Origin of the sequence: Archangium violaceum, from assembly GCF_016887565.1 — a bacterium.
GTDB classification, from domain to species: Bacteria; Myxococcota; Myxococcia; order Myxococcales; family Myxococcaceae; genus Archangium; species Archangium violaceum_B.
Genome location: NZ_CP069396.1, coordinates 1420099 through 1439631 on the forward strand (window position 1 = coordinate 1420099; position 19533 = coordinate 1439631).

Consider the following 19533-nt stretch of genomic DNA (forward strand, 5'->3'; position numbering starts at 1 on the left):
GAGGTCGGTCGCTTGACGCGGAACGTTCACGTGCCCCTGGAGGTCTCCGAGGTCACCAAGGTGTACCCCAGGGGCATCCAGGCGCTCGATCAGGTCAGCTTCAGGATCTCCCCGGGCGAGCGGGCCTGCCTGCTCGGCCCCAACGGCGCGGGGAAGACGACCCTCATCCGCCTGCTCACCGGTGCGCTCCGGCCCTCGTCCGGACGGGTGAGCCTCTTCGGGCTTGGGATCGACGACCCCGACTTCCTCCTGGCCAAGCGGCGCGTGGGCATCGTCCCCCAGTCACCGGGCATGTATCGGGACCTCACGGTGGACGACTACCTCCAACTGGTGAGAGACCTCTACGGCAGCGGGAACATCGCCGAGGTGGTGGAGGCCTTCGGTCTGGCGTCCTTCCGCTCGCGGCGGATGGCCGAGCTGTCCGGGGGCATGCAGCGCCGGTTGTCCATGGCCGCCGCGCTCGTCTCCTCGCCGGAGGTGCTGCTGTTGGACGAGCCCACGGTGGGGTTGGATCCCGTCGCCACGCGCGAGGTGCACACCTTCCTGCGCGAGGTGATGCCCGGCCGCACGGTGCTGCTGTGCACGCACAACCTGGCCGAGGCCGAGGCCCTCTGTGAGAGCGCGGTCATCCTCCGCCAGGGCCGGGTGTTGCTGCACGAGCGCATCGCCACCCTGCGCCAGCGCATCCAGCCAGTGCTGGTGCTGCGCGCCGCCCAGGGTCCCGAACGGCTGCTCCAGGCCCTCTCCGCGCGGGGCATCTCGCCCACGCGCGAGGAGGACGCGGTGCGCGTGCACGTGGCGGACGCGGTGGCCCGGGCGCCCGAGCTGCTGCGCGGGCTGCTCGCCGAGGGCATGGATGTCTACGAGTGCCGGGTGGTGACGCCGAGCCTCGAGGACCTCTTCCTGGAGGTCGTGGGAGCCAAAGATGCTCGCGCGTGAGGTGCGGATCCTCTTCGGCAAGGAGTGGCGCCAGTTGCTGCGCAGTCGGGGCGCCATGGTGACGGCGCTGCTGCTGCCGGTGCTGCTGCTGGTCATCATCCCGGGAGTGCAGATGCTCGGGCTGAAGAGCGGCGCGATGAAGCCGGTGAACCTCCCGCCCGGCGTGGAGCTGCCCCCAGGTCTCCGCGAGCTCGCGGAGGATCCCGTGGCCATGATGCGGGCCATGCTGGTTCCGTTCATCGCGCTCGGCGGGCTCATCGTGCCCTCGGTGACGGCCAGCTACATCCTCATCACCGAGCGCGAGTCGCGCACGCTCGAGCTGCTGGTGGCGCTCCCGGTACGCGTGGGGCAGATATTGCTCGCCAAGCTGCTGGCCCTGCTCGCCCTGGCCTCGGCCGTCACCCTGGTCCTCTTCTCCGTCGACGCGGCGCTCATCCTCTGGCTGCGCGTGGGCTCGCCCGGCTTCGTGCTGGCGCTCCTGCTGGTGCTGCTCACGTCACTGACCTTCTCCACCACCAGCGCGTTGCTCGTCAGCCTGTTGGCACGCGACTTCCGCACGGCCAACAACATCAACGGGCTGCTCATCGGCCCCATCATCCTCGTCTGCTTCCTCGCCATGGTGGCGGTGCCGGGCCCCATCCTGACCGCGCTGCTGCTCGCGGCGCTGTTCACCGTGGGCGCGGGGGTGGCCACCTTCGTGGCACTGAGGGTCATCACCTTCGAGCGGCTGCTGCGCTGAGCCGTCATCGGGGGTGGCCGGCATGGCCGGGATCGTTCTATGACCGGCTCTCCCATGCTCCTCCCGACCTGCATCACCGACCTGCACTTCGAGCCGTTGGATCTCGCCCTCACCGAGCCCTTCGCCATCGCCACGGGCGCGCCGGACATGGCGAACAACGTGCTCGTGCGCCTGAAGCTGGCGGACGGGACGGTGGGCCTGGGTGAGTCGGCGCCCCTCACGGCGGTGTCCGGCGAGACGCAGGCCAGCACGCTCGCGGCCATCACCTCCGTGCGCGAGGCGCTGCTCGGACGGGACGCGCGTGGCTGGCGCCCCATTGGCGCATGGCTCGCCGAGGCCCTCCCGGGGGCTCCCTCCGCGCGCTGTGGCATCGAGCTGGCGCTGCTGGACGCGCTGGGCCGGCACTACCGGATGCCGCTGTTCGCCTTCTTCGGCGGGGCGGGCACCGGGCTGGACATCGACATGACGGTGACGGCTGGTGACGAGGCGCACGCGGCGTCCTCGGCCCGGGCCATCGTCGCCAGGGGCATCCGCACCCTCAAGGTGAAGGTGGGCGCGCTGTCCGCCGAGGAGGACGTGCGGCGCATGGTGGTCATCCGGCGCGAGGCGCCCAACGCGCGGCTGTTCGCGGACGCCAACGGGGGCTACACCGTGGCGCAGGCCCGGACGTTCCTCGAGGGGCTGGAGGCCGCGGGCATCCCCCTGGCGCTCTTCGAGCAGCCCGTGCCTCGCGAGGACTGGGAGGGCATGGCCGAGCTGACGCGCTCGTCGCGGGTGCCCATCTGCGCGGACGAGTCGGCCCGCACGGCGAAGGACGTGCTGCGCCTGGCGCGCGAGGGTGGCGCGCACGGCGTCAACCTCAAGCTGATGAAGAGTGGCGTGGTGGAGTCCCTGGCCATGTGGAACCTGGCGCGCGCCTCCGGCATGGAGCTGATGATGGGGGGCATGGTGGAGAGCACCCTGGCCATGAGCAGCGCGGCGCACTTCGCCGCCGGGTTGGGCGGCTTCGACTACGCGGACCTGGACACGCACCTCTTCATCCGAGAGCACTCCTTTCAAGGGGGTCTGCGGATGCGGGACGGGCACGTGGACATCGGACATGTCCAGGCCGGCCACGGTGTCGACCTGGGCTGAGCCGTTGGGCGCCGTGGGTCTCCTGTGCCAAAGTGACACGCACCGGCCGTGAAGGCCGGCAGGGGGAGACACCGCATGTTGGATGCTCTGGTGGTGGGAGCCGGCCCGACGGGCCTGACGATGGCCGTGGAGCTGGCGCGGCATGGCCTGAGCTGCCGCATCGTGGATCAGCTCGAGGCGCCCTCGGTGCTGTCACGGGCCCTGGCCGTGCAGGCGCGCACACTCGAGGTCTTCGACGACTTCGGCATCGCCGACGAAGCCGTGGCGCGGGGACGCAGGGTCGAGGCCTTCAACGTGGTGGGCGCGGGAGGCGCGCGTTCGCGCGTGCCCATGCAGGCCTTCTCCTGGCTGGAGACGCGCTTCCCCTACATGCTCATGCTCCCACAGGACGCCACCGAGGTGCTGCTCACCGAGTACCTCGGCACGTTCGGCGTGAAGGTGGATCGGGGCCTGGGGCTGGAGGACTTCCGGCAGGACGCCGATGGCGTGGAGGCGACGCTGAAGCGCGCGGATGGCCAGGTGGAGCGGGTGAAGGCGCGCTGGCTGCTGGGATGTGACGGCGCCCGCAGCCGGGTGCGCAAGAGCGCCGGCATCCCCTTCGAGGGGGAGACCTACGACGACGCGTGCGTGCTGGCGGACGTCCACGTGGAGTGGCCGCTGGGGCAGGGCGAGCTGTGCATCCTCCCGTCCACCCGGGGCGTGATGGCGGCCTTCCCCATGCCGGGGGAGAAGCGCTACCGGCTGTTCGTCGTCATGCCACGCGACACGCTTCCGGAAGGCGACGAGACGACGCCCCTGACGCTGGAGGAGATGCAGGCGCTGGTGGACCGCATGGCGCCGGTGCCCACGCGCCTGAGCGAGCCGCGCTGGATGACCCGCTACCGGCTGCACCGCCGCGGCGTGCCCCACTACCGCCAGGGGCGCGTGTTCCTCGCAGGGGACGCCGCGCACATCCACAGCCCCGCGGGCGGTCAGGGGATGAACACGGGCATCCAGGACGCCTACAACCTCGCGTGGAAGCTGGCGCTCGTCACCCGGGGGCATGCGCCGGAGTCCCTGCTCGACACCTACGAGCAGGAGCGGCACCCGGTGGGCCAGAAGCTGCTACAGGGCACGGATCGGCTCTTTGGCCTCATGGCGCGAGGGGGGACGACCTCGCGGTTGCTGCGCGCGTACGTGGTGCCTCGCATCGCCCGGCAGGTGTTGGGCAGCCGCTTCACACAGCGCCAGATGACGCGCTTCGTCTCGCAGCTCGCCATCCACTACCGGCGCAGCCCGCTCTCCACCGAGCGCATCTGGGGCGACGAGGCCGGTGGGGTGCGGTTGGAGGAGGGGCCCGCGCCCGGCGCGTACGTGCCGGAGCTTCCGGTGAAGGGCGAGGGCGTGACGCGCCTGCACGAGGTGCTGCGAGGGCCTCATCACACGCTGCTGCTGTTCACGGGGCTCGAGCCCGAGGCGAAGGTACGGAGTGAGCTGGTGGCGCTCGCGCGGCGGCTCGAGGCGGCGTACGGGTCGCTGCTGAGGGCGCGCGTGGTGGTGGCGGGGGAGGGGACACCGGCCCCCTACGTGCTGGCGGACGAGGGCGGCGCGGTGCACCGCCGCTTCGGTGCCGGGGCGGAGTGCTTCTACCTGATCCGTCCAGACGGGTACGTGGGGCACCGTGAGCGGCCCATCGAGCAGAAGAGGTTGGAGGCGGAGCTCACGCGTCGCATGGGACCGCTCCGGCCGGGCCAGGAGCGCATCGCGGGTTGAGGGCTCGGGTGGTCCTGGTAGCGTGCGTGGAGCGACATGTCCACGACCGCCACCCGCAGGCTGCACATCGCCCTCTGGCTTCTCGCCACCCTCGCCGCGTTGGCGGGGGCGCTGTTCTGCGCCTTTCAGTGGCTGGGGCACGCGCTGGGCTTTCTGCGGTCCGACAACGCCGTGCTGATGCGCGGGGCGGGCTCCTGGGCGTTCGCGACCCTCCTGTGCCTGTTCGTGTGCTTCCGGTGCGCGATGCGCTTCGCAGACTCCGGAAAGTACGACTGAGCCTCCCGGAGCTGGGTCCGCTCAGCTCCCCGCGCCCTCGTGCGCCGGAGTCTCCTTCGACGCGGACGCATGGCCGCCCCGGGAGCCCAGCAGCGTGCGCCACGCGGTGGCGAGCAGGATGATGGTGCCGCCCACGAGCGCCCACTTCCCGGGCCGCTCGCCCGCGAAGAGGAAGGTCCACACCGGGTTGAGCACCGGCTCCAGCAGGATGAGCAGCGAGGCCTCCACGGCGGGAGTCTCGCGCAGGCCGCGCTGGAAGAGGGCGTAGGCCAAGCCGAGCTGGAACACGCCGAGGAAGACGAGCAGTCCGAGGTCCAGCGCCGTGGGCGCGGGCCCCCCGAGCGCGGGCAGCAGCACGCTGGCGCCAGCGATGATGTTGCCCCACACGAGCACCGCGGAGCCCTCCTCTCCCACCGCGCGCAGTCCGAGGATGCACAGGGCGAAAGCGAGGCCCGAGCCCAGCGCCAGCACGTTGCCCAGGAACTGCCCGGGGTCGAGCTGGTCGAGGAAGAAGAGGCTCAGGCCGAGCAGGAACACGGGGACGGCGGCCAGCTCACCGCGGGAGGGGCGCTCGCGCAGCAGCAGCGGCGACAGGAGCAGCACGTAGAGCGGCGCGGTGTCCTGCAGGAAGATGGCGTTGGCCGAGGTGGTGAGCTTGTTGGCGAGGATGAAGAGCACCACCGTGCCCGCGTAGGCCACCGCCGCGGCGAAGCCCCGCCAGGACAGACGTCGGCGGCCAGCGGGAATGGCGAGCGCCAGCGTCAGCGCCGCGACGAGCGAGCGCCCGGAGGCGATCTGCCAGCCCGACAGGGTGGACAGCTTCACGGCGGCGCCGGCCGTGGACCAGAGCACGGCGGCGGCGAGGAGGTAGAGGCGGGAGCGGAGCATGGCGGCGCGGGTGACTCATACGCCGGGCACTCCGGGAAAGCCACCGCCGCTGGCTGGAGCGCACGAGGGGCGGCTAGGCCCCCAGGAAGCGGCGGTACCGGGCCTCGAGCGCCATGTAGATGGCATAGGCCACGAGGCCCGCCGCGGCCAGGGCCAGCAGCACCGTCCCGTAGGGCTGGGCCGCGAGCGTCGCCAGGGCCCCATCCAGTCCATGGGCTCGCCGCGGGTTGGCGGTGAGCGCCGCCTGGACGAGGAACACGCCCATCATCACGAACACCAGGCCTCGCGCGAGGATGCCCAGCTTGGAGACGCGCACCGCCCACTCGGCCTGTCGTGGCGGCATCCCGTCCAGCCGCAGCTTGTCGCGGAACTTCTCCTTCCACGCCTTGTAGGCCTGCCAGATGCCGACGCCAGCGATGACGAGGCCCACCACGGCCACCAGGGCCTGCCCGAAGGGCTGCGACATCAACCGGGCCGTCCAGGTCTGGGCGCTCTGGTCCCCGTGTCTGCCGACGCCTCCAGTGCCCAGCACCAGGCGGAAGGCCGCCATCGCGAGGAAGGCGTAGACGCCCGCGCTCACCAGGTAGCCCGCCCGCGTGACGAGCCCCTTGGCGCCGGTGCCCTTGCCGTCCGGATCCATCCAGGCCTGCACCACGCGCCAGAGGACGTAGCCCACCATGCCCACGGCCACCACCGCGAGCAGCACCGTGCCCCAGGTCTCCTGGGCCAGCGTGGTCAGTGCGCCCTTCGTATCGGTCGTCTCGCCGCCCTGGCCGAAGGCCACCTGCAGCGCGAGCACCCCGACCACGGCGTACACCACGCCCTTGGCCAGGTAGCCCAGGCGGGCCAGCCGCTCCGTCCAGGGATTGTGCATCGCCCTGGCCCCGAGGTGGTCTCCCTGTCGTTTCAGCTCCGACGCCTTCCGGCCAATCTCGTTCGCCATCGTCCCTCCCGTCCTCTGGCGTTTCCAAAGGTAGGCACACGCGGCGGCGTACCTGGGAGAGCGCCTGGAAGGCCGCATGGCCTCCGAGCGGACGAGCTCACACCGTGCCCGAGCGCGCTACTCGCTCCCGGCGGGCGAGGTGAGCCGCCGCGACGAGTCCGGCGGAGGCGTCACGTCGAACACGAAGCGGCTGAGCACCGGGTAGTGGTCCGACGTGGTGGTGCCGTACTGGGAGATGTAGTTGTCCGGCCGCAGGCGCTGGGCCGAATCGCTCACGTAGCGCGGGAGCAGCTCGTTGCTGACGAGCTGGTGGTCGATGAACTGGGTGTTGCTCACCGTGCTCCGCTGTCCCACGAGGGACAGGGGCTGGGTGAGGAAGGTGTACTCCTCCGGAGCGTCGAGGAGGTTCTTGTACGGCGTGGGCATGTAGCCGTTGACGACGTTGGGGTCGCGGGTGATGGAGACGTCCACGTCGTCGTTCCAGTCTCCGAGCACGAGGACCGGCGTGTTCATCAGCTCCGTGTCCAGGTAGTCCTCGAGCGCCAGCGCCGCGCGCCGACGTCGGTCATAGGACTCCATGTCCGAGAACGCCTTCATGTGCAGCACGATGGCCACCAGGTCCACACTCGCCCCGTCGCGGGTGATGCGCAGGTCCACCCGCAGTGGTGGCCGCGTACCGAAGTCGTAGTTGCTCGAGGTCAGGATGAGCTGCTTGTCCAGGAGGGTGACCACGTCCGAGCGGTAGAGGAGGCCCACCTTCTGTTCGGTGGTGGAGTAGTAGGTCGAACCATAGGGGACCTCGTTGGCCAGGAATCCGTCGTAGCCGGGCAGCTGCTGCTTCAGCGCGGCGAAGTGCGTGGCATCGACCACCTCCTCCAGGCCCCAGATGTCCGCCCCGGTCGTGGAGATGACCTTCCGCACGTTGTCGAGCTGGAGCTGCTCGTTCGACGGACCCGCATCCGGGGATCCGAAGAACTCGAGGTTCCAGTTGGCCGCGCTGAACGCCAGGGGCGGTGTGCCCGCATCCCCCGTCGTCCCGGCATCACCCCCGGGAGTGCCCGCGTCCCCCGTCATCCCGGCATCGAGGGGCGGGTCGCCCTCCTCGGAGGGCTTCTGGCAGGCACCAAGGACGGTGAGAACGGCGAGCGTTCCCAGCAGGCGGGCGAACGGCATGGGAGTCGGGCTCCGGACTCGGGGGAGGGGTTCTCCACCCCGGGGAGCCCGACTCTAGCGTGTCCCCGCTCCGGTACAGAAGCGTGACACGGACTACTGCGCCGCCAGGATGCGGCGCAGCTCGTCCTTGTCGTTGGAGTACTGGAAGGACTCGTACAGCTTGAAGCTGTTCTCCATGTCCAGCAGGTGCGGGCGGATCAGGCGGAGGGCCTTCAGCTTGTCCTTGGAGAAGTTGAAGTGGCGGAGGATGTCCTGCGTCTGGGACACCAGGAAGTACTGGGTGGACGCCGCCTCCTCCAGCACGGCGAGCTGATCATCCCCGAAGGGCTCGTTGCGGATGGCCGCCACCAGCGAGCGCAGCATGGCATCGGTGATGGGCTGCGCCGTGGGCGGCTGCGGCTGCGGCGGGGGCTGCGGCGGACGCGAGGGCTCCGGGCGCTGCGCCAGCGGGGCGTTCGTCACCTGCCGGCCCACCTCCTTGAGGTCCGCGCGCGCGCTGTCGATCATCTGCTGCAGCTGCCGGTCCTTCTTCGCCCGGCCCGCGGCGGTGGCGAGCTTCTCGTTGATGTTCGCCAGCTGCAGGAGCAGCGCGTCGCGCTCCACCACCACCGGGGTCCCCGCCGTGTCCGGGAAGCCCGTGGTGCCCGGATTGCCGTTCGGCGGCGGCGGCCGGACCTGCGCGGGCGGGGGAGCGGCCTTCGCCTCCGTGCTCTTGTTCTGGGCCAGGGCCGGGACAGACAGCAGGGTCGCCACGGCAATCAGTACCGCTCTCATCCGTTTCTCCGGGGTGAAGATTGTTTTGTGCGCCGGACAGGTGTGCAGTCTGATGGATGTTCCCGCGCTCGCCCGACTGGCGAATCAGTATAGCCTGTCCGGCTCCGGGCCCAGCGGCTCGCACCGCCCGTGATGGAGGAAAGAGACTGATGGCCGAGAAATGGGACAAGCAGCTGATGGACTTCCTCAAGCGCTCCGGTGAGGAGCTCAAGCGCACCGGCGAGGAGCTCAAGACCGAGGCGCAGCGGCTGATGGTGGAGGTGAAGGACCCCGCCAAGCAGGCCAAGGTGCGGGAGGGTCTCGAGAACCTGCGCACCTGGGCGGTGTCCACCGGCAAGCAGGCGGCGGAGCGCATCGAGTCGGCCGTGCGCCACGTCGAGGAGAGCGTCGAGGGTGCTTTCAAGGAGCAGGCGGCCTCCGCGCCGGCCCCCAGCCCGAGCCCGGAGCCGAGCCCCCGTCAGGAGTCGAGTCCCCGCTCCGAGCCAGCGCCCCGTCCCCAGCCGGCGAAGAAGGCGGGGACCAAATCCATCGGCCGCAAGAAGACGGCCGCCAAGGCCCCCGCCCAGAAGACGGCCGCCAAGAAGGCCGCCGCCAGGAAGGGCCCCCAGAAGTCCATCGGCCGCAAGAAGCCCTCCCGCCCGGCGACCTGACATCCAGGGGACGCCAGTGGGGCGGCCTGCCTCTGGCCGCCCCCGGAGCGGTTGGATCGACCCAGGCCCCATGACATAGTGCGCCCGTGGCCGACTCGAACCGCGACGAGAAGGGCAGCTTCCAGACCCACATCTCACAAGACGTCATCGACGCCGCTTTGAAGAGCGTCGAGCGTCGTGCCGAGACTCCTCCACCGGAGGAGGACGAGGCGTCCCTGGGGGGGATGACGCAAGAGGTGGAATTCCCCGAGGGTGGGAGGACGCTCGATGTGGAGGTCCCCGAGGGGGGAATGACCCTGGAGGTGGACCTGCCTCCGTCCGTCTTCGAGGAGCCCTCCTCCGGATCCTCCGAGACCTTCGCGCTGGCGACCGCGCTGGAGCAGACCCGGCGCGAGCTGGAGGAGACGCGCCAGCAGCTGGAGCAGACCCGGCGCGAGCTGGGGGAGACGCGCCAGCAGCTCGAGTTCAGCCAGTCCAAGGGCCGCGAGATGATGGAGCGCCTCAAGGACAGCCACGAGCGCGGCCTGCGCGCCACGGCCGACCTGGAGAACTACAAGAAGCGCGCCCAGAAGGAGAAGGAGGAGGTCCAGAAGTTCGGCTCCGAGCGCCTGCTCAAGGACTTCCTCTCGGTGGTGGACAACCTGGACCGCGCGCTGGAGGCGGCCCAGAAGTCCTCCGATTTCGAGAGCCTCCGCACGGGCGTGGAGATGACGCGCAAGCTCTTCGACAGCGCGTTCGGCAAGCACGGCGTGAAGGGCTTCTCCGCCGTCGGCCAGCCTTTCGACCCCCGCCTGCACGAGGCCATGCAGCAGGTGGAGAGCGCCGCGGTGCCCTCGGGCCACGTCCTCTACGAGGCCGTGCGCGGCTACATGCTCAACGAGCGGTTGATGCGGCCCGCGCTGGTCGTGGTGGCGCGCGCCCCCGAGAACCAACCGCCCGCGCCCGAGTCGACCTCTTCTTCAGATACAACGCCAGGTGATGGACCCACGGGGGGGACCACCACCGACCAGAGCGGAACCACGCCCTCGGGGAGCCAGTAGGACGTCATGGGCAAGGTGATTGGAATCGATCTGGGGACGACGAACTCGTGCGTCGCCGTCATGGAGGGCGGCGAGCCGGTGGTCATCCCCAACAGCGAGGGCAGCCGCACCACGCCGTCGATGGTGGGTTTCACCGAGTCCGGTGAGCGCCTGGTGGGGCAGATCGCCAAGCGTCAGGGCATCACCAATCCGGAGAACACGGTCTTCGCCGTCAAGCGGCTCATCGGCCGCAAGTTCGACTCGCCCGAGGCCAAGAAGGCCATCAGCGTGAGCCCCTTCCGCGTGGTGCCCAGCCCCAACGGGGACGCCTGGGTGGAAATCCGCGGCAAGGGCTACAGCCCGCCGGAAGTCAGCGCCATCGTGCTGATGAAGATGAAGCAGACGGCGGAGGACTACCTCGGCGAGCCCGTCACCGAGGCCGTCATCACCGTCCCGGCCTACTTCAACGACAGCCAGCGCCAGGCGACCAAGGACGCGGGCCGCATCGCCGGCCTCAACGTGCTGCGCATCATCAACGAGCCCACGGCCGCGGCGCTCGCCTACGGCCTGGACAAGGTGCGCGACATCGGCGCCGAGCGCATCGCCGTGTACGACCTGGGCGGTGGCACGTTCGATATCTCCATCCTGGAGCTCAACTCGGGCGTCTTCGAGGTCAAGAGCACCAACGGCGACACCTTCCTGGGCGGTGAGGACTTCGACCAGCGCCTCATCGACTTCCTGGCCAAGCGCTTCGCCGAGCAGAACAACGGCCTGGACCTGCGCAAGGACCGCATGGCGCTGCAGCGCCTGAAGGAGGCGGCCGAGCGCGCCAAGCACGAGCTGTCCAGCGCCACGGAGACGGAGGTCAACCTCCCCTTCATCACCGCGGACGCCACGGGCCCCAAGCACCTCACCGAGACGGTCGAGCGCTCCACCTTCGAGGCCCTGGTGGCCGATCTGGTGGATCGCTCCATCGAGCCGTGCCGCATCGCGCTCAAGGACGCGGGCATCACCGCGCAGCAGATCCACCAGGTGCTGCTGGTGGGCGGCATGACGCGCATGCCGGCGGTGCAGCAGAAGGTGAAGGAGTTCTTTGGCAAGGAGCCGCACAAGGGCATCAACCCGGACGAGGTCGTCGCCGTGGGCGCGGCCATCCAGGGCGGCGTGCTCAAGGGCGAGGTGAAGGACGTCCTCCTGCTGGACGTGACGCCGCTGTCGCTCGGTGTCGAGACGGCCGGTGGCGTCTTCACGAAGATCATCGACAAGAACACCACCATCCCCTGCAAGAAGGGCCAGGTGTTCTCCACGGCGGTGGACAACCAGCCGCTGGTGTCCGTGCACGTGCTCCAGGGTGAGCGCGAGATGGCGGTGGACAACAAGACGCTGGCCCGCTTCGAGCTGGTGGGCATCCCGCCCGCGCCCCGTGGCGTGCCGCAGATCGAGGTGTCCTTCGACATCGACGCCAACGGCATCGTGCACGTGAGCGCCAAGGACCTGGGCACCGGGAAGATCCAGCAGGTGCGCGTGGTGGGCAACTCCGGCCTGTCCGAGGCGGAGATCCAGGCGATGATCTCCGACGCCCAGGCCAACCAAGCCAACGACAAGCTCAAGAAGGAGCTGGCCGAGCTGCGCAACAACTGCGACTCGCTCCTCTACACCACCGAGAAGAGCCTGGAGGAGTACGGCAATGTGCTCCAGGAGAAGGACCGGGTGGAGATCAAGGCCGACCTGGACCGCCTCAAGGAGCTGCTGACGGGCTCGGACCCGGCCGCCATCAAGGAGGCCTACCAGCAGCTGGAGACCAGCGCCTACCGCATCGCGGACGCCCTCTACGCGGACCAGTCGAAGTCGGGCTCCTGAGTCTCGCGCGGGCCCCCTTCCCGGGGCCTGCCTTCCCGGTGTTCAATGTGCACCGTGGAATTCCCCTCGCTCGAAGCAGAAGTCGCCTTTCTGCGCGGCCTGACCGCCGTGGTGCGGATGGCGGATCACATCCTCGAGGACTGCCTGGAGCGGGGCATGGACCTCGACACGGCGGTGGATGTGTTCCTCACCCAGTGCGCGCGGCTGGTGCACGCCTCCGCCGGCTTCGTCTGCCTCCGCGGGACGGCGGGCCCGGTGCTCACCCGGGTGCTGGGCCAGCTGGACGTGGACGTCTTCGACGCCGCGAGCTGGACGGGCCCCCACCGCCTGAAGGACGGGCGGATGCTCTTCTGCTCCAAGCTGGCGCTCGGCAAGCTGGAGCTGGGCACCCTGGGGCTGGTGGTGGAGGGGCGCTTCGACGACGGCGGCCAGCTGGTGATGAAGCTGGTGGACGCCATCGGAGATCAGCTCGACAACGCGGTGGTGGCCTTCCTCGCGTTCTCCGATGGCCGCAACGTGCTGGAGCGGCTGGACGACCTGGCCCCGCAGGACGATGACCCGGTGACGGGGCCGCGCGGGCGCATCGGGCGGTACGAACTGGTGACGCCGCTGGGCACCGGCGGCATGGCGCAGGTGCTGGTGGCGCGCACGCGGGGCCCCGAGGGGCTCGGGCGGCTGGTGGCGCTCAAGCGCATCCTCCCGCACCTGGCCTCGGACCCGGACATCGTGAAGCAGTTCCTGGACGAGGCGCGCATCGGGTTGCGGCTGTCGCACCCCAACCTCGTCACCTTCTACGACTTCGGTGAGGCCCAGGGCGCCTACTTCCTGGTGATGGAGCTGGTGCGCGGGGTGGACTTCGATCGGCTCCTGAAGACCCTGCGGCCCACTCCGGCGGTGACGATCGCCGTCGTCATCCAGGCGCTGCAGGGGCTGCACGCGGCCCACACCGCCCGGGCCGAGGACGGGGTGCCGCTCAACCTGGTGCACAGGGACCTGTCGCCGCACAACCTGATGGTGGGCTTCGACGGGCGGGTGAAGGTGCTGGACTTCGGCGTGGCCAAGGCGCGCGCCCAGCGCACGGTGACGCTGCCGGGCATCGTGAAGGGCAAGCCCCTCTACATGTCACCGGAGCAGGCGCGGGGCCACCGCCTGGACGCGCGCAGCGACCTGTTCGCCGTGGGCCTCATCCTCTTCGAGGCGCTCACCGGCGTGCGCGCGTTCGACCGCGGGGACGAGCTGGAGTCCATGCACGCCATCTGCGACGACAGGCTGAGCCGTCCCACCAGCATCACCCTGCCCCTGTGGGAGGTGATGGAGGTGGCGCTCGCGAAGAAGCCGGAGGGCCGCTACATCAACGCGCTCCAGATGGCGGAGGCGCTGGCGGAGGCGTGTCCCCCGGCGCGCGACGTGGAGGTGGGCCGGCTCGTGTCGACCCACTTCCCCGAGCGCCTGCGCGGCTTCGAGCGTCTGGAGCGTGTCCACCTCTCGGGGAGCACGGCGAGCGCGCCCTCCGAGTCGACCCGGTTGCGCGCCGCCGCCTCCGCCAAGGGCGAGCGTTCGGGTCGCTAGAGGCCACGCTTCGTCGGGTCGTCCTCGCCGCCGAGGTTCAGCTTGCGCGTGCCCTCCACGGTGCCGTCGCTCCGGGTCGTCACGCGGCGGGGATCGTCATAGAGCTCGTCCCCGAGCGCGCGCTCACGGGCCGATTCGTCCTCTGCGCGCAGGGCCGCGGGCCGCTCCGTCATGGGCGCCGTCATGGGAGGGATGGGGATGTCCCTGCTCCTGTCCGCGGGGATCGGTTGGGTGCCGATGCCCCGGTCCTCCTCGGTGAGGATGGGGCTCGCCCGGGCGCCTTCCGTGTTGTACGGGCCGATCTCCTGGTTGCCCAGGTCCTGCGTGCGCAGGTCCTCGGGACGACGGCCGAAGGGCATCCCCGTGCGCTCGCCCGCGTTCAGCCACGCGGCGTTCGTGGCCGCCTCGTGTCCGACCTGGCTGGTGCCCATGCCCTCGCGGGTGGCATCCGAGCTGTAGAGCCCCTCGTCGGAGAACGTCCGCAGGCTCTCCTTGCCGTGGGCCAGGATGATCTCCCCGTCGCGCAGGACGCTGATCTCCGAGTAGCGCACCGCGTAGTCCTTGGGGAAGAAAAGACCCTTCTCGATGTGGAACTCCGTCTCGCCCACGGCGTACACCTTGCCGAGCTTGTGGCCGTCGACACTGCGGACCGTCATGCCTTCCTTGATGTCTCCGCGCTGATACATGTCCGCCTCCCTGGTGAGGTTCGTCTCCACCAAAGGTGGGAGCCGAGGGGGCGGGAGGGCAGTCTCCGGGAGGAGGGAAGGCGAGGCTCGGCAGCCTGGCGGCCCCAGGGGGGACCGGGTAACGCACCCGGACGCGGTGTGGAAAAAAGTCAGGGGAGCCGGACGGCGAGCCGTTGCGAGCTTGACCCCTCTTCCGGGTCCCCATAGAAAACCGGGGCTTTGCCGTGGCCCTGCCCAGGAGATGCCCCGCATGCGCCGTTTCGCCCCGATGCTCATCGCCGCGTTCGCGCTGTTCGCGGCCGCGTGTGAGAAGAAGACGCAGCCCGCTCCCTCAGGTGAGGCGACGCCGGGCGGCCAGGCTGCCCAGCCCGCCACCCCCGGAGGAGGCGGCACGCCCGGTGGTGCGGACACCATCCTGCTCGGCGAGGTGGGAAGCCTCACCGGTGCCCAGGCCACCTTTGGCATCTCCACCCGCAACGGTGTGGACCTGGCCATCAAGGAGGCCAACGCCGCCGGTGGGGTGAAGGGCAAGAAGCTGGCCGTGCGCGTCTATGACGATCAGGGCAAGCCCGAGGAGGCCGCCCAGGCCGTCACCCGCCTCATCACCCAGGACAAGGTGGTGCTCATCCTCGGCGAGGTGGCCTCGTCCAACTCCCTGGCCATGGCCGAGAAGGCCCAGGCGGCCGGAGTGCCGATGATCACCCCCTCGTCCACCAACCCCACGGTGACGCAGAAGGGCGATTACATCTTCCGCGTCTGCTTCATCGATCCCTTCCAGGGCTTCGTGATGGCGAAGTTCGCCCGCGAGAACCTGAAGATGGACCAGGTGGCCATCTTCCAGGACAACAAGAGCGCCTACTCCATCGGCCTCACGGAAGTGTTCAGCAAGAAGTTCGCGGAGATGGGTGGGAAGATCACCGCCACGGAGAGCTACTCGCAGGGCGACACCGACTTCCGCGCGCAGCTCACGGCCATCAAGCGCACGAAGCCGCAGGGCATCTACGTGCCGGGCTACTACAACGACGTGGGCATCATCGCCCGCCAGGCGCGCGAGCAGGGTCTGACGGTGCCGCTGATGGGCGGTGACGGCTGGGATTCGGAGAAGCTGTTCGAGCTGGCCGGCAACGCGCTGGATGGCAGCTACTTCTCGAACCACTACTCGCCGGACAACCCGGATCCGAAGACGCAGAAGTTCATCGCGGACTACAAGGCGGCGTACGGCGGCGTGCCGGACGCGCTCGCGGCGCTGGGCTACGACTCGGCCAAGGTGGCGATCGCCGCCATCGAGAAGGCCAAGGACCTGAGCGGCCCCGCCATCCGGGACGCCATCGCCCAGACCAAGGACTTCCCGGGCGTGGCCGGCACCATCACGCTGGACAGCAACCGCAACGCCGTGAAGTCGGCCGTCATCCTCAAGGTGGGCGACGGCAAGACCACGTTCGTCACGACCGTCAACCCGTAATGTCCCAGCTCCTCCAGCACCTCATCAACGGCATCGCCGCCGGCACCATCTACGCGCTCGTCGCGCTCGGCTACACGATGGTGTACGGCGTGCTCAAGCTCATCAACTTCGCCCACGGCGACGTGATGATGGTCGGCGTGTACATGGGCTACTCGACGGCCTTCATGCTCGGCCGCCAGGCGCAGGGCACGCTCTGGGGCGTGCTGCTCATCTTCCTGGTGGCGATGGGGGGCTGCGCGCTGATGGGCTTCCTCATCGAGCGCTTCGCCTACCGGCCGCTGCGCGAGAAGCCCCGGCTCACCGCACTCATCACCGCCATCGGCATCTCGTTCACGCTCTCGTACGGCTTCCAACTGGACATCGGCTTCCTGCCGGGCGCGGCGCCGCGGGCCTTCCCGCAGATCATCAAGCCCGCCATGTGGTTCACCGTGGGCGACCCCGAGTTCCCGGACGTGGTGCTGTGGAACTGGCAGGTCATCTCCCTGCTGCTGGCGGTGGGGCTGATGGCGGGCCTGCAGTACCTCGTCTACCGCACCCGCTTCGGGCGGGCGATGCGGGCGGTCTCCTTCGACCACCGCGTGGCGGCGCTGATGGGCATCCCCACCGACCGCGTCATCTCGCTGACGTTCATGATCGGCAGCGCGCTGGCGGCGGGAGCGGGCCTGCTCTACGCCATCAAGGACACCTCGGTGAGCCCGCTGATGGGGCTGTACGTGGGCCTGAAGGCCTTCGTGGCGGCGGTCATCGGCGGCATCGGCAACGTGCCGGGGGCCATGGTGGGCGGGTTGCTGCTGGGTCTGGTGGAGGAGTTCGTGGTGGGCTACGCCGCGAGCACCTGGCGTGACGCGGTGGCCTTCGGCTTCCTCATCCTCGTGCTGCTCGTCCGGCCCGGTGGTCTGTTCGGCCGGGTCGCGGCGGAGAAGGTCTGACGCCGCGCATGCATACCGCCGCTGCCGTCTCTTCTGGTTCCGGGAAGCCCTCTGGGATTCCCGCCCCGCTCCGGGGCATCTTCCCCCTGTTGGTGGCCCTGCCGGTGCTGCTCCTGCTGGAGTGGCTGCTGAGCAACTCGCCCTTCGCCACCTACCTGTTGTCCATCATGGGGGTGAACATCATCCTCGCGGTGAGCCTCAACATCGTGAACGGGATGACGGGGCAGTTCTCCATTGGCCACGCGGGCTTCATGGCGGTGGGGGCCTACCTCTCCGGCGTGACGTCGCTGGCGCTCAAGGACGTGGCCATCTCGTTCCTGCCGGTGGCGGCGAGCGACCAGGTGATCCTGGTGGTGACGCTGCTGGCGGGCGGTATCGCCGCGGCCATCTGCGGCTTCCTGGTGGGCCTGCCCTCGCTGCGCCTGCGCGGTGACTACCTGGCCATCGTGACGCTGGGCTTCGGGGAGATCATCCGCGTGGCGGTGCAGAACACCGAGGCCTTCGGCAAGGCGCTGGGGCTGAGCGGGATTCCGCAGACGTCCTCGGTGGCCATGGTGGGCTTCTGGGTGTTCCTGGTGGTGCTGGTGGCGCGCCGCATCGCCGCCTCCAGCCATGGCCGCAGCCTGTGGGCCATCCGCGAGGACGAGGTGGCCGCCGAGGCCATGGGCGTCAACACCACGGGCTACAAGGTGCGCGCCTTCGTCATCTCCTCCTTCTTCGCGGGCGTGGCGGGCGGACTGTTCGCGCACTTCGTCCCCATCATCAACCCCGGCTCCTTCACCTTCGTGAAGTCGATGGAGATCGTCGTGATGGTGGTGCTGGGCGGACTGGGCTCGACGACGGGCGCCATCGTGGCGGCGGTGTTCCTCACGCTGCTGCCCGAGGGGCTGCGCTCGGCCTTCACCGCCTTCGGGGCGGAGGGGAGCCTGGCGCAGAAGGTCGATCAGATCCGCATGCCCGTGTACGGCATGCTGCTGGTGGCGCTGATGCTGGCACGGCCGCAGGGTCTGTTCGGCACGAGGGAAATCTGGGAGATCCTGCCTCGGTGGATTCCGCGCCGCCGGAAGGGGATGTGATGAGCGGGCCACTGCTCGAGGCGGTGGGGGTGAGCATCCAGTTCGGGGGCCTCAAGGCGCTCTCGGACTTCAATCTCGCCATCCACAAGGGAGACCTGCAGGGCCTCATCGGCCCCAACGGCGCGGGCAAGACGACGGCGTTCAACGTGCTGACCGGCGTGTACCAGCCCACCCAGGGCGAGGTGCGCGTGAGCGGGCAGCGGGTGAACGGGTGGCTGCCGCATCAGATCAACCACCTGGGACTGGCGCGCACCTTCCAGAACATCCGCCTGTTCCGGGCGCTGACGGCGCTGGACAACGTGAAGGTGGCGTGCCGGGCGCAGGGGGCGCTGAACCCCGAGGGCGTGGGGCTGGGGGCGAAGTTCCGCGGGGCGATGGGCAACTACCGCGACTGGTGGCGGGCGATGCTGTTGACGCCGGGCTTCCAGGCCGAGGAGCGCGAGCTCACCGAGCAGGCCGAGCGCCTGCTGGAGGTGATGGGGCTGGGGCACCGGCGTAACGAGGAGGCGCGCAACCTGCCCTACGGCGAGCAGCGGCGGCTGGAGATCGCCCGCGCGCTGGGGACGCGGCCCAAGGTGCTGCTGCTGGACGAGCCGGCGGCGGGCATGAACACCCGGGAGAAGGCGGACCTGATGGTGCTGATCCGCAAGCTCCGGGACGACTTCAACCTGGGCATCCTGGTCATCGAGCACGACATGAAGCTCGTGATGGGCATCTGCGAGAAGATCACGGTGCTGGACCACGGCGAGACGATCGCCCGGGGAGCACCGGCCGAGGTGCGCAGCGACCGGAAGGTCATCGAGGCGTACCTGGGAGACAGCTACCTGGAGTCGCAGGGAGGGGCGGCGTGAACGAGGCTCAGGTGAAGCTGCTGGGCGAGCGCCAGGAGTTCCCGCCGTTGCTGGCGGTGAACGACGTGAAGGTGTCGTACGGGGCCATCCAGGCGCTCCGGGGCGTGACGCTGAAGGTGGGCAAGGGCGAGGTGGTGGCGCTCATTGGCGCCAACGGAGCGGGGAAGACGAGCACGCTGCGAGCGGTGAGCGGGATGCTCAAGCCGGTGGGCGGGCGCATCTCGTTCGCGGGCGAGGACACCACGGGAGCGAAGGCGCACACCCTGGTGCCGCGCGGTATGGCGCATGCGCCCGAGGGCCGGGGTGTGTTCCCGAACCTGACGGTGCTGGAGAACCTGGAGCTGGGTGCGTACCTGCGCAACGACGCGGACGGCATCGCGGCGGACCTGGAGAAGAGCTACGCGCTCTTCCCGCGACTGAAGGACCGGCGGAAGCAGCTGGCGGGGACGCTGTCGGGAGGAGAGCAGCAGATGCTGGCGATCGCCCGGGCGCTGCTGAGCCGGCCGAAGCTGCTGTTGCTGGACGAGCCCTCGCTGGGACTGGCGCCGCAGGTGACGGAGACGATCTTCCGCAACCTGAGGGACGTGAACGCGGCGGGGGTGAGCATCCTGCTGGTGGAGCAGAACGCGCACCTGGCACTGAACTTCGCCCATTACGGCTACGTGCTGGAGACGGGCGAGGTGGTGATGGCGGGAGCGGGCAAGGCGTTGTTGGACAGCCCGGAGATCCGCAAGGCCTACCTGGGCGAGTAACCGGGTTGCGTCCTGTGTATGCCCCCTCTCCCTCTGGGAGAGGGCTGGGGTGAGGGTATGT

Annotated in this window: 19 protein-coding genes; 14 read left to right on the plus strand and 5 right to left on the minus strand. The window is 69.7% G+C overall.

Annotation, left to right across the window (positions count from 1 at the left end; all coding sequences use genetic code 11):
• The first annotated feature begins 12 nt into the window (after window positions 1-12).
• From JRI60_RS06080 to JRI60_RS06100, 5 genes are all read left to right on the plus strand, one after another.
• Window positions 13-939 carry an ABC transporter ATP-binding protein gene (locus tag JRI60_RS06080; RefSeq protein WP_204224908.1) on the plus strand — a complete coding sequence of 309 codons (927 nt, stop codon included), beginning with the start codon at window positions 13-15 and terminating at the stop codon, window positions 937-939.
• A complete protein-coding gene (locus JRI60_RS06085) occupies window positions 926-1678 on the plus strand; it encodes an ABC transporter permease (RefSeq protein WP_204224909.1) in 753 nt (250 codons plus the stop codon). The genes JRI60_RS06080 and JRI60_RS06085 overlap by 14 nt, the downstream gene beginning before the upstream one ends.
• Before the next feature lie 54 nt (window positions 1679-1732).
• A complete protein-coding gene (locus tag JRI60_RS06090; protein ID WP_204224910.1) occupies window positions 1733-2812 on the plus strand; it encodes a dipeptide epimerase in 1080 nt (359 codons plus the stop codon).
• Between the two features lie 75 nt (window positions 2813-2887).
• Window positions 2888-4564 (plus strand): FAD-dependent monooxygenase, encoded by a 1677-nt coding sequence (locus tag JRI60_RS06095; protein WP_204224911.1) that lies wholly within the window; start codon window positions 2888-2890, stop codon window positions 4562-4564.
• Window positions 4565-4600: 36 nt separating this feature from the next.
• The gene (locus JRI60_RS06100) at window positions 4601-4840 is read left to right on the plus strand and encodes a hypothetical protein (RefSeq protein WP_204224912.1); all 240 of its coding nucleotides are present in this window, start codon (window positions 4601-4603) and stop codon (window positions 4838-4840) included.
• Window positions 4841-4861: 21 nt separating this feature from the next.
• Here the strand turns inward: JRI60_RS06100 and JRI60_RS06105 are convergent, their stop codons facing one another.
• The 4 genes from JRI60_RS06105 to JRI60_RS06120 all read right to left on the minus strand — a co-directional run bounded on the left by JRI60_RS06105 (window position 4862) and on the right by JRI60_RS06120 (window position 8618).
• Window positions 4862-5728, minus strand: coding sequence for a DMT family transporter (locus JRI60_RS06105; RefSeq protein WP_204224913.1), 867 nt, complete (start codon window positions 5726-5728; stop codon window positions 4862-4864).
• 73 nt (window positions 5729-5801) lie between these two features.
• The gene (locus JRI60_RS06110) at window positions 5802-6671 is read right to left on the minus strand and encodes a DUF1206 domain-containing protein (RefSeq protein WP_204224914.1); all 870 of its coding nucleotides are present in this window, start codon (window positions 6669-6671) and stop codon (window positions 5802-5804) included.
• 117 nt (window positions 6672-6788) lie between these two features.
• Window positions 6789-7844: an endonuclease/exonuclease/phosphatase family protein gene (locus JRI60_RS06115; RefSeq protein WP_204224915.1), complete on the minus strand. Its 1056-nt coding sequence runs from the start codon at window positions 7842-7844 to the stop codon at window positions 6789-6791.
• 93 nt (window positions 7845-7937) lie between these two features.
• Window positions 7938-8618, minus strand: coding sequence for a DUF4476 domain-containing protein (locus JRI60_RS06120; protein WP_204224916.1), 681 nt, complete (start codon window positions 8616-8618; stop codon window positions 7938-7940).
• 149 nt (window positions 8619-8767) lie between these two features.
• Between JRI60_RS06120 and JRI60_RS06125 the strand changes: the two genes are divergently transcribed.
• From JRI60_RS06125 to JRI60_RS06140, 4 genes are all read left to right on the plus strand, one after another.
• Complete coding sequence (locus JRI60_RS06125; protein ID WP_204224917.1) at window positions 8768-9268, plus strand: transcriptional regulator; 501 nt, start codon at window positions 8768-8770, stop codon at window positions 9266-9268.
• Window positions 9269-9354: 86 nt separating this feature from the next.
• Complete coding sequence (grpE, locus tag JRI60_RS06130) at window positions 9355-10308, plus strand: nucleotide exchange factor GrpE (protein ID WP_204224918.1); 954 nt, start codon at window positions 9355-9357, stop codon at window positions 10306-10308.
• A 6-nt stretch (window positions 10309-10314) separates the two neighbouring features.
• Window positions 10315-12147: a molecular chaperone DnaK gene (gene dnaK / locus JRI60_RS06135; RefSeq protein WP_204224919.1), complete on the plus strand. Its 1833-nt coding sequence runs from the start codon at window positions 10315-10317 to the stop codon at window positions 12145-12147.
• 45 nt (window positions 12148-12192) lie between these two features.
• Window positions 12193-13716 (plus strand): serine/threonine-protein kinase, encoded by a 1524-nt coding sequence (locus tag JRI60_RS06140; protein WP_204224920.1) that lies wholly within the window; start codon window positions 12193-12195, stop codon window positions 13714-13716.
• Here the strand turns inward: JRI60_RS06140 and JRI60_RS53070 are convergent.
• Window positions 13713-14402 (minus strand): hypothetical protein, encoded by a 690-nt coding sequence (locus JRI60_RS53070; RefSeq protein WP_239470376.1) that lies wholly within the window; start codon window positions 14400-14402, stop codon window positions 13713-13715. The genes JRI60_RS06140 and JRI60_RS53070 overlap by 4 nt on opposite strands.
• Before the next feature lie 250 nt (window positions 14403-14652).
• Between JRI60_RS53070 and JRI60_RS06150 the strand changes: the two genes are divergently transcribed.
• The 5 genes from JRI60_RS06150 to JRI60_RS06170 are packed head-to-tail and all read left to right on the plus strand — an operon-like array spanning window position 14653 to window position 19472.
• The gene (locus JRI60_RS06150; protein ID WP_204224921.1) at window positions 14653-15864 is read left to right on the plus strand and encodes an ABC transporter substrate-binding protein; all 1212 of its coding nucleotides are present in this window, start codon (window positions 14653-14655) and stop codon (window positions 15862-15864) included.
• Window positions 15864-16793 (plus strand): branched-chain amino acid ABC transporter permease, encoded by a 930-nt coding sequence (locus JRI60_RS06155; RefSeq protein ID WP_204224922.1) that lies wholly within the window; start codon window positions 15864-15866, stop codon window positions 16791-16793. The genes JRI60_RS06150 and JRI60_RS06155 overlap by 1 nt, the downstream gene beginning before the upstream one ends.
• 8 nt (window positions 16794-16801) lie before the next feature.
• Entirely contained in the window at window positions 16802-17869 is a 1068-nt protein-coding gene (locus tag JRI60_RS06160; RefSeq protein ID WP_204224923.1) for a branched-chain amino acid ABC transporter permease, read from the plus strand.
• A complete protein-coding gene (locus JRI60_RS06165; protein ID WP_204224924.1) occupies window positions 17869-18720 on the plus strand; it encodes an ABC transporter ATP-binding protein in 852 nt (283 codons plus the stop codon). Before JRI60_RS06160 ends, JRI60_RS06165 begins: the two co-directional genes overlap by 1 nt.
• Window positions 18717-19472, plus strand: coding sequence for an ABC transporter ATP-binding protein (locus JRI60_RS06170; protein WP_204224925.1), 756 nt, complete (start codon window positions 18717-18719; stop codon window positions 19470-19472). Before JRI60_RS06165 ends, JRI60_RS06170 begins: the two co-directional genes overlap by 4 nt.
• The last annotated feature ends 61 nt before the right edge of the window (window positions 19473-19533 follow it).

What these genes read in the sequence shown, in the direction of transcription:
- JRI60_RS06085 (WP_204224909.1), top strand. Translation starts at nt 926, where the DNA reads ATGCTCGCGCGTGAGGTGCGGATCCTCTTCGGCAAGGAGTGGCGCCAG.
- JRI60_RS06090 (WP_204224910.1), top strand. Translation starts at nt 1,733, where the DNA reads ATGCTCCTCCCGACCTGCATCACCGACCTGCACTTCGAGCCGTTGGAT.
- JRI60_RS06095 (WP_204224911.1), top strand. Translation starts at nt 2,888, where the DNA reads ATGTTGGATGCTCTGGTGGTGGGAGCCGGCCCGACGGGCCTGACGATG.
- JRI60_RS06100 (WP_204224912.1), top strand. Translation starts at nt 4,601, where the DNA reads ATGTCCACGACCGCCACCCGCAGGCTGCACATCGCCCTCTGGCTTCTC.
- JRI60_RS06105 (WP_204224913.1), bottom strand. Translation starts at nt 5,728, where the DNA reads ATGCTCCGCTCCCGCCTCTACCTCCTCGCCGCCGCCGTGCTCTGGTCC.
- JRI60_RS06110 (WP_204224914.1), bottom strand. Translation starts at nt 6,671, where the DNA reads ATGGCGAACGAGATTGGCCGGAAGGCGTCGGAGCTGAAACGACAGGGA.
- JRI60_RS06115 (WP_204224915.1), bottom strand. Translation starts at nt 7,844, where the DNA reads ATGCCGTTCGCCCGCCTGCTGGGAACGCTCGCCGTTCTCACCGTCCTT.
- JRI60_RS06120 (WP_204224916.1), bottom strand. Translation starts at nt 8,618, where the DNA reads ATGAGAGCGGTACTGATTGCCGTGGCGACCCTGCTGTCTGTCCCGGCC.
- JRI60_RS06125 (WP_204224917.1), top strand. Translation starts at nt 8,768, where the DNA reads ATGGCCGAGAAATGGGACAAGCAGCTGATGGACTTCCTCAAGCGCTCC.
- dnaK (WP_204224919.1), top strand. Translation starts at nt 10,315, where the DNA reads ATGGGCAAGGTGATTGGAATCGATCTGGGGACGACGAACTCGTGCGTC.
- JRI60_RS06140 (WP_204224920.1), top strand. Translation starts at nt 12,193, where the DNA reads ATGTGCACCGTGGAATTCCCCTCGCTCGAAGCAGAAGTCGCCTTTCTG.
- JRI60_RS53070 (WP_239470376.1), bottom strand. Translation starts at nt 14,402, where the DNA reads ATGTATCAGCGCGGAGACATCAAGGAAGGCATGACGGTCCGCAGTGTC.
- JRI60_RS06150 (WP_204224921.1), top strand. Translation starts at nt 14,653, where the DNA reads ATGCGCCGTTTCGCCCCGATGCTCATCGCCGCGTTCGCGCTGTTCGCG.
- JRI60_RS06155 (WP_204224922.1), top strand. Translation starts at nt 15,864, where the DNA reads ATGTCCCAGCTCCTCCAGCACCTCATCAACGGCATCGCCGCCGGCACC.
- JRI60_RS06160 (WP_204224923.1), top strand. Translation starts at nt 16,802, where the DNA reads ATGCATACCGCCGCTGCCGTCTCTTCTGGTTCCGGGAAGCCCTCTGGG.
- JRI60_RS06165 (WP_204224924.1), top strand. Translation starts at nt 17,869, where the DNA reads ATGAGCGGGCCACTGCTCGAGGCGGTGGGGGTGAGCATCCAGTTCGGG.